Genomic DNA, 12,873 nt, shown 5'->3' on the forward strand with positions numbered 1-12,873 from the left:
GTACCGCTGTGCTCAAACAGCAAACCGCCCCTGACCGAAGAACGCAATGGTCAGGGGCGGTTTCAGGAGTGCCGGTCAGTCAAGATAGTCGCGCAGGACCTGCGAGCGCGACGGGTGACGCAGCTTCGACATCGTCTTCGACTCGATCTGGCGGATCCGCTCTCGGGTCACGCCGTAGACCTTGCCGATCTCGTCGAGCGTCTTCGGCTGGCCGTCGGTGAGACCGAAGCGCATCGAGACGACGCCGGCCTCACGCTCGGAGAGCGTGTCGAGGACGGAGTGCAGCTGCTCCTGGAGGAGCGTGAAGCTCACCGCGTCGGCCGGGACGACCGCCTCGGAGTCCTCGATCAGGTCGCCGAACTCGCTGTCGCCGTCCTCACCCAGCGGGGTGTGGAGGGAGATCGGCTCGCGGCCGTACTTCTGGACCTCGATGACCTTCTCGGGGGTCATGTCGAGTTCCTTGGCCAGCTCCTCCGGGGTGGGCTCGCGGCCCAGGTCCTGGAGCATCTGGCGCTGGACGCGCGCGAGCTTGTTGATGACCTCGACCATGTGCACCGGGATACGGATGGTGCGAGCCTGGTCGGCCATGGCGCGGGTGATCGCCTGACGGATCCACCAGGTGGCGTACGTGGAGAACTTGTAGCCCTTGGTGTAGTCGAACTTCTCGACGGCGCGGATCAGACCCAGGTTGCCCTCCTGGATCAGGTCCAGGAAGAGCATGCCGCGGCCGGTGTAGCGCTTGGCCAGCGAGACCACCAGACGGAGGTTGGCCTCCAGGAGGTGGTTCTTGGCGCGGCGGCCGTCCTCGGCGATGATCTCCAGCTCGCGCTTGAGCTTCGGAGCGAGCTTGTCCGAGTTCGCGAGCTTGTCCTCGGCGAACAGACCGGCCTCGATGCGCTTGGCGAGCTCGACCTCCTGCTCGGCGTTGAGCAGCGGGACCTTGCCGATCTGCTTGAGGTAGTCCTTGACCGGGTCGGCGGTGGCACCGGCGACGGCGACCTGCTGCGCCGGAGCGTCGTCCTCGTCCTCGTCGGACAGGACGAAGCCCTTGCTCTCGCCCTCGGTCTCCTCTTCCTCACCCTTGCCGGGCGCGACGTCCTCGAGCAGCTCTTCGCCCTCGACGAGCTCGTCGGCGTCCTTCTTGGACGTGGCCTTCTTGGCCGTCGCCTTCTTGGCGACGGTCTTCTTGGCCACCGCCTTCTTGGCGACGGCCTTCTTCGCCGCCGCCTTCGGGGCGGATCCGGCCTCGTCGGCCGTCTCGGACCCCTCGGCCGTGGCGGCCGAGACGGTGGTCTTCGTCACGGTCGTCCTGGCGGTGACGGTCTTGGTGGCGGTGCGCTTGGCCGGGCTCTTCGCCGCGACGCTCTTGCGGGCGCGCTTCGGCGACTCCGCTGCACTGACCATCAGCGTCACACCCTCTTCCTCGAGGATCTGATTGAGGCTGCGCAGAACATTCTTCCACTGGGTTGGCGGAATCTGGTCAGCCTCGAAGGCACGACGCACGTCATCGCCGGCGATCTGCCCATCAGCCTTTCCCCGCTCGATGAGCGCCATCACAGACTCGGACTCGGCGATCTCCGGCGGGAGCGTACGGGATGTGCTGGCCGACACGAACAACCTCTCGGAACGATGGAAATGGCTTCCGGCCCCGCTCGGGATCGAGCCGGAGCCGACGACCGTCGACGGGGAATGTGCCGACGGCGCGGGCTGGGCCGGGGAACTGCACAGCGCCTCCATCGGCTGCTGTATTCCTTCCTCGGCTGTCACCTCTTAGGTCATCGCACGGCTCGGAGGAGTGTTACGCCCAATCTTCGTGGCCCGAGTCACACCTCATTTGCGACGAAACGGCCAGAGTGGTCGATCGGTGCACATTCGTACCGCCGGAACCCTGGCGCCACCCGGGGGACCCTTGCGGGCTCCCCGGGTGGCGCTCGGACCCGGCGGCACGTGACGCGCACACCTGAGCACCCCCGGCCATGGCCCGCGGGTCAGTGTTCGCGGGGGGCGGGGACGACGCGCTCCACCTCGGGGTGGACCGTCAGCAGCTGCCGCATGGCCGTCTCGGCGCCCTGGGCGTCGCCCGCGGCGAGCGCGTCGACGATACGGGCGTGGTGCGCGAGGCAGGCCTCGCTGGGCCGGTCACAGCCGGTGACGGGACCACCGGACACCTGGAGCGCGGCGGAGACGATGCCGGAGAGGTGCTCCAGCATGCGGTTCCCGGCGAGCTGGATGAGGAGGGAGTGGAACTCGGTGTCGGCCCGGGAGAAGGTGATGCCGTCCCCCTGCGCGAACGCGTGGCCCATGATCTCGACCATGTCGGCGAGGCGCTGCTGCACGTCCTCGCGACCGTGCCCGGCGGCGAGGCGGGCGGCCAGCGGCTCGATCGTCCAGCGCAGCTCGTTCAGCTCGCGGCGCTGGTCGTCGCGCTGCGGGCCGAAGGCGCGCCACTCGATGATGTCGGGGTCGAGGAGGTTCCAGTCGCTGACCGGCCTGACCCGGGTGCCGACGTTCGGGCGGGCGCTGACGAGGCCCTTGGCCTCCAGCACGCGCAGCGACTCGCGGACGACGGTGCGCGAGACCTCGAAGCGCTGGCCGATCTCCTCGGGGACGAGCGGGCGGTCGGCCCCGAGATCGCCGGAGACGATCATCTGGCCGAGCTGCTGGACGAGCTGTCCGTGCAGTCCGCGTCCTCGGTTGCCCGCGGTCCGGCGGCCCACGCGGCCCAGATCGGTGTCCACACCCTCCCAGGAGGGCGGGCTCACGCGGCCGGCGGCGGGCGCCTCCGCGTAGGGGTAGCGGTCGAGATCGCCCGGGGCGCCGAGAGTGGAGTCGACGGGGCGGGCGGCGGTCATCATGGTGTGCGCAAGGGTACTCACGCATCCTTTGTCGGCGTTGCCTCCGTGACCCTTGAGGTCTTTGGTGAAAAGCACACGAAAGGGTGATCGGCACCCCCTACACAATTGACGATTAATCGGACATATTGGGCGCATTTTAAGGAAGTTGGCGGCTAACCGGAGGCTTTCGGTCCGCAACTGATCACCAACGCGCCTTCCGGCGAAGGCCGGTGAACACGTAAGCGCAGAGCAACCCCGTCAACATCAGCGACAACGCCACCCCCGCGGGCTGCCCGACCACCCGCAGAGCCCCCGCGAGCCAGTGCTCGACGGCCGGCGACCAGCGCGAGCCCGTGAACTCCCGGAGACGGCCGGGGAGTCCGGCGGCGGACCGCACCGACGGCCCGGTCAGCACCTTCTGCAGCAGCGGCACGAAGGCGACCGGTACGGCGAGCACCGCGGCCACACCGGCCGCCGCCGCCCGGAACACCCCGGCACCGAGCAGACCCGCCCACGCGCAGCCGACGATCAGGCCCAGCCAACTCGCGCACAGCGTCGGCCAGTTCCTCGGTACGGGGATCAACTCGGCGCCGTAGACGAACCGGAGGGCCCCGAGGTCGGCCAGCGCGACGAGGACCCCCAGGGCGAGGCCGACGACGGCCGTCACGACGAGCTTCGCGAGCAGCAGGCCCGGCCTGCGTGGCACCGCGCCGCGCCCCGAGGTCAGCGCGGGGTAGCGGTACTCCTCGCCGAAGGAGAACGCGCCGAGCAGGCCGGCCCCGAGGGCCGCGGGCGGCAGGGGCGAGATCGCCGGCCATGCCGCCAGGACCGCCGGCAGCGCCGTGCGCCCACCGCGCCCGAGGAGCAGCGCGAGGGTCACCGACACGAGCAGCACGGTCGCCACCACGAGCGGCGTGCTCGGCACTCCGAGGAGCCGGTGCAGCTCGTACCGCAGCGGGCGCAACGGCGAGCGGGCGGGCCGCCGGACGGCGGAGCGCGCGCCTGCGGATCCCTCACGCGCCCCCGTGGCGGGAGCGAGGCCGCCTCCCGGAGGCCAGCCGGACCGGCTCCCGGCATCGGCGCCCCCTGTGTCCTCGCGCTCGGGGGCGCGCGGCGCGGGCCCGACATCGCCGGTCTCGTCGGCGAGGCGGTGGATCGGTACGCCGTGACGGAAGGCGGTGTCGCCGACGGCGGCGCAGTCACTGCCGTAGACGGACAGCCGGTTGCCGTCCTCGGCGACCACTTCGACCGCGCGGCGGGCGGCTCTGGCCTCCTGGGTCACGGCGGCAGCGAGGCGGGCGGGGTGCGGGGTGCGGACGGCGACGCGGGGGCGCAGCCGGGTGCGGGCGAACTCGGCCGCGTCCTGGTCGGCGACGAGTCGTCCGGCGTCGAGCGTGACGACCCGGTCGGCGTTGCGGGCCGCGTCCTTGGGATCGTCCGTGGTGTAGAGGACGGTTCCGCCCTCCGCCGCGTGAGCGCGCAGGAGCTCGTACAGCCAGGCGCCCTCGGGTGCGGAGAGACCCGCGCCCGGCTCGTCGAGGAGCAGCGTGTGCGGGGCGCCCAACAGCGCGGAGGCGAGCCCGAGTCGGCGATCGGCACCGACCGGAAGGGTGCCGATCCGCCGGCGTTCGAGACCCGCGAGGCCCACGGTCCGCACCAGTTCGTCGGCCCGGGAGGCGGGTACCCCGGTGGCGGCGCAGAGCATCCGGAGCTGGCCCCGGAGCGTGCGGGAGGGATGTCCCGGGATGCCGCCGAGGAGTACGCCGACCTCGCGGGACGGGTGGGCGATGCGGTGCAGCGGCCGGCCGCGGAAGTGGGTGATCCCGCGGCCCGGCTCGAGTTCGAGCATGAGCCGGAGGGCGGTGGTCTTGCCGGCGCCCGGGGGGCCGAGGAGGGCGGTCACGGCACCCGGCCGGGCCTCGAAGGTCAGATCGTCCACGACGGGCGGGCGATCGTGGCGTGGCGTGCTGGTCAGTCCGATTGCCTGGAGCATCGCTTCTCTCGCGGTAGATGACACCGCTCCGCGGCAGGGCGGCGCTATCGCAGCAAGATAACGCTACATTTCGGACTTTCGGCGCAGGGTTGGCGCTCCGGGACCCCGGATGTCCGCGCCCGTCAGACCTCGGGGCGCAGCATCGGCGGGTTGAGAAGAGTCGCCCCACCTGCCCGGAAGAGCTGGGCGGGGCGCCCGCCCTGACGGGTCGTGGTGCCACCGGCCGGGACCAGGAAGCCGGGCGTGCCGGTCACCTTGCGGTGGAAGTTGCGCGGATCGAGCGCCACGCCCCAGACGGCTTCGTACACCCGGCGCAGCTCTCCGACGGTGAACTCCGGCGGGCAGAAGGCCGTGGCCAGGGAGGAGTATTCGATCTTGGAACGGGCGCGCTCCACCCCGTCGGAGAGGATCCGGGCGTGGTCGAAGGCGAGCGTCCCGCCCTCGTCGCCGCCTCCGGCCGCCGCGTCCTCGCCGAGCAGTTCCTCGACCGGGGCCCAGCGGGCGCTGTTCGCGTCACCGCCCGCCCGCGGCGCCGGAAGGTCCGGCGCCAGGGCGAGGTGCGCGACGCTGACCACCCGCATGCGCGGGTCGCGGTCCGGTGCGCCGTAGGTCGCCAGCTGTTCAAGGTGCGCCCCGTTGCTCGGCACGGGCGTCGGAGCGGCCGGATCGTGCGCGCAGAGGCCGGTCTCCTCGACGAGCTCACGCGCGGCCGCGGCGCCGAGGTCCTCCTCCTCCCGGACGAAACCGCCGGGCAGTGCCCAACGACCCCGGTACGGCGTCTCCCCCCGCCGCACGACCAGGGTGCAGAGCGCGTGGCGCCGGACGGTCAACACGACCAGGTCGACGGTGACGGCGAAAGGAGGGAAGGCCGACGGGTCGTAGGGAGGCATGCCGCGATCATAGTCGTCTTCCTGACGATAAACACGCCCCGCGGAAGCATCCCGATCGACTTCCTCCCCCTGCGGCGAAGCTTCCCTCGTGTCTGCGACCGGCATCCCGTCACACCCCCAGCTGAAGGCCCTCTGCTGCCTCCTCGACCATACCGAGACCCAGCCTGCCGACCCGCACGGCGAAGGGCTCCCCCGCGACCACGAGCCCCGAGAACCGGATCGCTCCGAGCGGGGCCGACGGCAGCGGGTGCACGGCGACGGATCCGCCCGGCGCATCGGGCCGGATCCCGGCGAGGGCGAGCAGCGAGTGGACGGCGCCGGCGGCCGCGACCGCCGCCGGCCTGCACGCGGCCGGGTGGGGCACCGGACGCCCGCCCGCCGTCCGCTGCTCCCCCGCGTACATCTCGGGCAGGCGGTGGGCGAAGGACTCCGCCGCGTCGAGGAGCCCGCGCAGCAGCGAGGCCGCCTCCCTCTCATGCCCCGCGGCGGCGAGCCCGGCCACGGCGACTGCCGTCTCGTGCACCCGGACCGCGCCCGCCCGGTGGCCGAAGGGGTTGTGTCCCGGTTCCTTGGCGCCGAGGCTGCGCAGGCCCCAGCCCGAGTCGAGGGCGGGGGTGCCGAGCAGCCGTGCCACCTGCTCGGTCTCCGTCTTGTCGAGCAGTCCCTGCGCGTACCCGCCACCGCCCAGGAGTCCGGTGTCGAGCAGATGGGCGGCCCAGCCGCCCAGTTCGGGCCGGGTGTGGCCGTCCGGTGTGCGGGCGGCGGCGGGACGGCCTCCGGCCCGGTCCTCGATCCAGAACTCGCGCCTGAACCCCTCACGGAGGACCCGAGCCGCGTCGCGAAGCGCTTCTCCCCCAGGCTTCCCGCAGCCGTCGAGCAGATCGGCGCCGAGCAGGGCCGCTCGGTGCGCGTGCGCCTGGGTCTCGGCCCGCCAGGGCCCGGTGGGGCCCGGGTCCGGCACGAAGCCGGTGCCCACGATCGACCGGCGCAGCCAGCCGAGGCAGCGCTCGGCCACCGGAAGGAGTTCCTCCAGGTCCGCCGCCGGCAGTCCCCAACGGCGGGCCTCCGCGAGGACGGCGGGGAAGGCGAGGGTGGCCTCCACACCGGTGCAGCGGGGCGGGAGATGCGGTCCCGCGTCCCTGAGGGGTCCCTGGATGCGGCCGGAGTCGGGTCCGCCGCCGGGGAGTTGGATGCGGCCGAGGGCGCGCAGGGTGGTGGCGGCGAGCCTGGTCCCGAGGGGCAGGGCCATGCGGGCCGCCCACAGCGCCTCGGCGGTGACCGGTCCGCAGCGCCAGGGGACACCGGCGGCGAGGTGGACATCCGCGGGGTGCGCCGGGTCGCGTTGGAGGAGCGCGCGCAGATCCTCCACGCAGCGGCGCAGCAGCTCGCCGGGGCGCGGGTCGTCGCCTTCGGCACGTGCATCGGACAGGAGATGCCCGCCGGGCCGTCCGGCACCCCCGCCCGGGGAGGCGGCGGGACGGGCGGCCGATTCGCCACGGACCCGCAGGTGGAGCGTGAAGGTGGCACCGGGCGCCAGTTCGACCTCCCAGCGCAGGACCCCGGCCGCCGCCAGGGAGTCCATCGGCGGCGGGTCCGCCGTGACGGCGGCGGATCGCCCGTCGCTCCTGGTCCAGCGGAGTCCGGCGCCGTGGACGCTGGCGGGGAGCTCGGGTCCCGGCCTGCCCGACGCCACCGCGCCGAGGTCCGCGAGATCCGTGCCCAGAGCGATTTCCACGGGGAGCCGGAGGGCTCGGGTGGCGGAGCTGCGCAGTGTGATCCGCTCGGTTCCGTCGGCGCCCCGGCTGCGTTCGACGGCGAGCCCGGGATCGGGTCCCGGGTCCCCGGGCACCCGCAGGACACCGAGGAAGACCGCCCGGTCCGCGCCCGCCATACGGCCCTGAAGGGCCGCCGGCTCACGCCCCGCCACCCGCAGGACGCATCGGGAGAGGAGACGTCTCCCCGCCGCGTAGACCCCCTCGGAGCCCTCGCCGGTGAGCTGGCCGTGCTCGGCGCAGACGGCGAGGGCCGGCAGGGCGACGCAGAGGAGCGCGCCGTGCACGGAGGGAAGCTCCATGGGACGGGCCGCGCGTGGAGGCGCGACGCCCGCGACGGACGCGGGTCCGGATGGGGTTCCGGCCGGCTGCCCGGTGGGGAGTGCGGACGAGTGGCCGATCGGGGGGCCACTGGGGCGGCCGTGGGCCGGGACGGGGCTGGAAGCCATGGCGGGTGCGAAGTGCTCTCTGTGCGAACCGGGCGGCCGGCGGGGTGTCGGCGGCACGGTTCGTACGACTCCGCCAGAGAGCTGAACGCGTCGGCGGGCGGGCGGGTCACGGTCGTCATCGGCCACTCCTGGAGCCGCGCTGCCCCTCACGGTGGGGCGCCCTGTTCACGGGCTTGCCCGTGGCGGGTCCCCCGGGCCGGACTCCCGCCGTCGGCCCGTGCCCGCGCCCGCCGGTCCGCCCCGGCTTCCTGAGGGTCTGCCGGGTGCCCTGCGGGCGCGTACCGCGAGTCCTGACCCTCCGGGACGAGGCCTGTCCGGCCTGATCCGATGCGGTTCGGGCGTCCCTCTCGGCCCGCAGACAGGAGCGCAGGGACTCGGGGTCGAGCCCTTCGTTGCACGCCTGGTGCAGCAGCCGGGCGAAGACGTACTCCGGGTCGGCGTCGAGCGCGAGCCCGAGGGCGACGCGGGCGGTCGGCTCGTCGCCGGTGGACCAGGCCGTCCACCCGGCAAGGCTGAGGGGCGCGGCGGCGTGCTCCTGGTACGGGGTGACGCAGCGGCGGGCCAGTACGCGCCAGAGCCGCAAGGCGGCGGTCCCCTCCCAGCCCTCCATCCATTCGGCGGCCCGGTCCCGGGTGACCCGGTCCTGGAGCCCGATGATCAGTGCGGCCGCTTCGTCGGCACCGATCAGAGCCTCGTCCGCCGCGTCCCCTTCCGCCGTGGCACCTGCCGTCCTGCCCCGCGGCGCCGGGGGCAATGGGGGCACCGGGGGCACCGGCCGAGCCGCTCCGGTCGCCCCGATCGGTCCCGTCGGTCCCATCCGTGCCGTCCGTCCCGTCGGTCCCGTCGAGGCCGTCGGGTCGCTCGGGGCCGTCGGGCCGCTCGGGCCGCTCGGGCCGCTCGGGCCGTTCAGGTTGCCCGGGCTCTTCGGGGTGCTCGGGCTCTTCGAGCCATTGCGATCGACGAACCGGCGCATGATCTCGCGGGCGAGCCGCAGGGTCGTCTCGCGCACCTCGCCCCGCCCCTTCCCGTCGGCGCCTTCGAGGATCCGCGGGACGACCTCGGCGGCCGTCGCGTCGAGGGCGGCGCGCTGCTCTTCCTCTCCGGGCCCGCCGGACGGCTTGAGCCGTGCCTGCATGTCCCGCAGGGTGCCCCGCAGCTGCACTCCGGCGTACGCGGCCGTCGCGGCCATCACCGACGTGCCGCTGAGGGCGAGCGGAGTGCCGTCCGGCGGGCAGCACCGGGCGTCGGGGCAGCAGTAGGAGAAGTAGAGGCCGTCGGAAATGCAGAGGGCCTCGTAGACGGGGATGTCGAGGGCGCCGCAGGCGGTGCGCAGCCGCTGCGCGAAGGGGCGCAGCCGTTCCATGACCGCGCGGCCCGTCTCCCCCGGCGCGGGGTCCTGGCAGAGGAAGACCACGATCCCGTCGGGTCGGGTGCCGCGGCGGCTCCCTCCGTCGACGAGACATTCCGCGAGGTGCTCCGCGGTCGACGCCCATTCGCGGGGCGAGCGCGGGATGCCGAGCCTGACCCGGCCGCCGAAGCGGCCGGTCTCGCCGTGGAGGCCGACCAGGACGACGGAGTCGGTCGGGTGGAAGCCCAGCACGAACGGAAGGGCGTCGGCCAGTTCTGCCGGGCCGCGCAGGGTGATCTGCTGGGTACGGGCAAGTCCGCTGGTTTCGTGGTGATTCGCGTTCATGGTCACGACGTTCTCGTGATCTCCCGAATTCCGAAACCCCTGTGGATAACTCCCGAATCGGTGCATCCGCCGGACCGTCGAGTTGTCCACAGGTTCGGCGGCTCATTCGCGCGATGTCCGAGGCATCGGGTTGCATGGAGGCATGACCCACGCAGATCCGCTGGAAGACCGCGCCTCGCTCAGGACCGCCGCCGACACCGTGCTCGCCCGTCTCGTCTCGGACCCGACGGGCAAGGCCAGACTGCGCGAGGACCAGTGGCGGGCCATCGAGGCCCTGGTCGCCGACCGGCGCCGCGCGCTGGTCGTGCAGCGGACCGGCTGGGGCAAGTCCGCCGTCTACTTCGTGGCGACCTCGCTGCTGCGCGAGCGCGGCAGCGGCCCGACCGTGATCGTCTCTCCCCTGCTCGCGCTGATGCGGAACCAGGTGGAGGCGGCCGCGCGGGCGGGCATCCGCGCCCGGACGATCAACTCGTCGAACACGGAGGAGTGGGAGACGGTCCAGCAGGAAGTGGCCGCCGGCGAGGTGGACGTGCTCCTGGTGAGCCCCGAGCGGCTCAACAATCCGGACTTCCGCGACCAGGTGCTGCCGCGGCTCGCGGCCGCCACGGGACTGCTCGTGGTCGACGAGGCGCACTGTATCTCGGACTGGGGCCACGACTTCCGGCCCGACTACCGCAGGCTCCGTACCATGCTGGCCGACCTGCCGGCCGGGGTTCCGGTGCTCGCCACGACGGCGACGGCGAACGCCCGGGTGACGGCGGACGTGGCCGAGCAGCTTGGCACGGGTGCGGGCACGGACGCCCTGGTCCTGCGCGGGCCGCTGGACCGGGAGAGCCTGAGCCTCGGGGTCGTGCGACTGCCCGACGCCGCCCACCGGCTCGCCTGGCTCGCCGACCACCTGGGCGAGCTCCCCGGCTCCGGGATCATCTACACCCTGACGGTGGCCGCCGCCGACGAGGTCACCGCCTATCTGCGCCAGTGCGGGCACACGGTCTCGTCGTACACGGGCCGTACGGAGAACGCCGACCGGCAGCAGGCGGAGGACGACCTGCAGGCCAACCGGGTCAAGGCGCTGGTGGCGACCTCGGCCCTCGGCATGGGGTTCGACAAGCCGGACCTGGGCTTCGTGGTGCACCTCGGATCCCCTTCCTCCCCGATCGCCTACTACCAGCAGGTCGGCCGGGCCGGCCGCGGTGTCGAGCACGCGGAGGTGCTGCTGTTGCCCGGGCAGGAGGACGAGGCGATCTGGCGCTACTTCGCCTCGGTGGCGTTCCCGCCCGAGGAGCAGGTGCGGCGCACGATCGACGTGCTCGCGCAGGCCGGCCGACCGCTCTCACTGCCCGCCCTGGAGCCGTTGGTCGAGCTGCGCAGGACCCGGCTGGAGACGATGCTCAAGGTCCTCGACGTGGACGGCGCGGTACGGCGGGTGAAGGGCGGCTGGGAGAGCACGGGGCAGCCCTGGGTGTACGACACGGAGCGGTACGCGTGGGTGGCGCGCCAGCGGTCCGCCGAACAGCAGGCGATGCGCGACTACGCGGCGTCGACGGGCTGCCGGATGGAGTTCCTGCGCCGTCAGCTGGACGATGAGGAGGCCGCCCCGTGCGGTCGTTGTGACAACTGCGCGGGCAGCCGCTTCGACCCCAAGGTGTCCGACGCGGCGCTGGACGCGGCCAAGGGCGAGCTGGGGCGGCCCGGCGTGGAGGTCGAGCCGCGCAAGATGTGGCCGACGGGGCTCGCCGCGGTCGGCGTCGACCTGAAGGGGCGCATCCCGGCCGGTGAACAGGCGTTCGGCGGCCGGGCCCTCGGTCGGCTCTCGGACATCGGCTGGGGCAACCGCCTGCGGCCGCTGCTCGCCGACGGCACCCAGGACGGTCCGGTGCCGGACGATGTCGTCCAGGCCGTGGTGCACGTGCTCGCCGACTGGGCGAAGGGGCCGGGCGGTTGGGCCTCGGGGGCTCCGGACGCGCCGGCCAGGCCCGCCGGGGTGGTGACCGTCGCCTCCCACCGCAAGCCTCGGCTGGTGGGCTCCCTCGGGGAGCGGATCGCCGAGATCGGCAGGATGCCGTACCTCGGGATGGTGGAGTACGCCCCGGAGGCGGAGGAGTCGCGGCTCTCGCGGACCAACAGCGCCCAGCGGGTGATGGGTCTGCAGAGAACGCTGACGGTTCCGGCCGGACTCGCGGAGCGAGTGGCGGGCGCCGGAGGGCCGGTTCTGCTGGTGGACGACCTGTCCGACACCGGCTGGACGTTGGCGGTGGCGGCGCGGCTGCTGCGGCGGGCCGGAGCGGAAGGGGTGTTTCCGCTGGTGCTCGCCGTCCAGGGGTGAAACAGGAGGGGAAACGGGGAGTGAACAATGGGCAACTGGGCAGGGATATGAGTGGCATACCGACGCATTCCCGTCAGCGGCCTCAATTGCTCGTTGCCGCTCGCGCACGGGCCCGCAAGAATTGGGAAACCGCCCCACTCGGCCCGTCAGCGGTCCGGAAGGACTGTGCCGTGGTGCGCCCTCGCCCGACCCTGCCCGCCTAGCGGGCGCGTATCCGAAGGGAGGCCCGTGACCCTCGGATTCGCTCCGCCCACAGCCACCTCGCTCAGATCGTCCGAGTCCGCCAGCCGCCTCGCTCGGATGCTCGAACCAGCCGAGTGGGCCGCGGCCGGAATTCCCTTGCTGCGCAATCCGCGTGAGGTCGTCAGCGGCCTCCACTCACGTCACACGCCCACACCCACGATGGCGGTCCTGGCGATCCTCGATCACGAGGAGCGTCTCGCCGCCAGCGCCTCCTTCGTCCGCCGCCCGGTCCCCGCTGACGGCTGGGAGTTCCGCAACTCACTGCTCGCGCATCTGCGCCGGGTCATCCCGCACGACCTGCGGAGGCGCGCGCCCGTGAGGACCGCGGTGCTGCTGTACTGCCGCGAGGGGGACGAGCGCTGGACCGAGGAGGACGGCGCCTGGATGTGGGGGCTCAGGGACGCCTGCACCCTGCACGGGCTCCGCTGCGGCGCGTACATCACGCTGACCCGAGGCGGCTGGCAGGTGCTCGGCGAGGGCCGGGGCGGCCGCCGGCCGAGCTCCGACTCGGCCCCGCTGCCCCTGGGCGACGAGCCGGCCGAGCGCGGCCTGCTCGCGCCGAGAACGGCGAGCGGCGCGACCGAGCCGCTACGCCGGGCCGCCGCACGCTGATCACGGCACGACGGCCTTCACCGGACCCGAGCCGACCTACCCGGCCTTCACCGGACCCGAG

The 12,873-nt window shown here is 73.3% G+C and carries 8 protein-coding genes; 2 read left to right on the top strand and 6 right to left on the bottom strand.

The window, feature by feature from the left end:
• Positions 1 to 75 precede the first annotated feature (75 nt).
• From ACZ7G1_RS35940 to ACZ7G1_RS35965, 6 genes are all read right to left on the bottom strand, one after another.
• Entirely contained in the window at positions 76 to 1,611 is a 1,536-nt protein-coding gene (locus ACZ7G1_RS35940) for an RNA polymerase sigma factor (RefSeq protein ID WP_470880220.1), read from the bottom strand.
• 377 nt (positions 1,612 to 1,988) lie between these two features.
• The gene (locus ACZ7G1_RS35945; protein ID WP_470880218.1) at positions 1,989 to 2,876 is read right to left on the bottom strand and encodes a FadR/GntR family transcriptional regulator; all 888 of its coding nucleotides are present in this window, start codon (positions 2,874 to 2,876) and stop codon (positions 1,989 to 1,991) included.
• Positions 2,877 to 3,036: 160 nt separating this feature from the next.
• Entirely contained in the window at positions 3,037 to 4,827 is a 1,791-nt protein-coding gene (locus tag ACZ7G1_RS35950; RefSeq protein WP_470880217.1) for an ATP-binding cassette domain-containing protein, read from the bottom strand.
• Between the two features lie 122 nt (positions 4,828 to 4,949).
• On the bottom strand, positions 4,950 to 5,717 hold the full coding sequence (locus ACZ7G1_RS35955; RefSeq protein ID WP_470880215.1) for an NUDIX hydrolase: 768 nt from the start codon (positions 5,715 to 5,717) through the stop codon (positions 4,950 to 4,952).
• A gap of 109 nt (positions 5,718 to 5,826) precedes the next feature.
• Entirely contained in the window at positions 5,827 to 7,938 is a 2,112-nt protein-coding gene (locus ACZ7G1_RS35960; protein WP_470880213.1) for a glycogen debranching N-terminal domain-containing protein, read from the bottom strand.
• Between the two features lie 115 nt (positions 7,939 to 8,053).
• Positions 8,054 to 9,631, bottom strand: a complete 1,578-nt coding sequence (locus ACZ7G1_RS35965; RefSeq protein WP_470880211.1) for a DUF4192 domain-containing protein — start codon at positions 9,629 to 9,631, stop codon at positions 8,054 to 8,056.
• 142 nt (positions 9,632 to 9,773) lie between these two features.
• On the opposite strand from ACZ7G1_RS35965, the gene ACZ7G1_RS35970 reads away from it, so the two are divergent.
• Together ACZ7G1_RS35970 and ACZ7G1_RS35975 are read left to right on the top strand one after the other, a co-directional pair.
• Positions 9,774 to 11,957, top strand: a complete 2,184-nt coding sequence (locus ACZ7G1_RS35970) for a RecQ family ATP-dependent DNA helicase (protein WP_470880210.1) — start codon at positions 9,774 to 9,776, stop codon at positions 11,955 to 11,957.
• 228 nt (positions 11,958 to 12,185) lie between these two features.
• Positions 12,186 to 12,812, top strand: a complete 627-nt coding sequence (locus tag ACZ7G1_RS35975) for a hypothetical protein (RefSeq protein WP_470880209.1) — start codon at positions 12,186 to 12,188, stop codon at positions 12,810 to 12,812.
• Positions 12,813 to 12,873 lie beyond the last annotated feature (61 nt).

Source organism: Streptomyces sp. NPDC037273 (assembly GCF_055603625.1).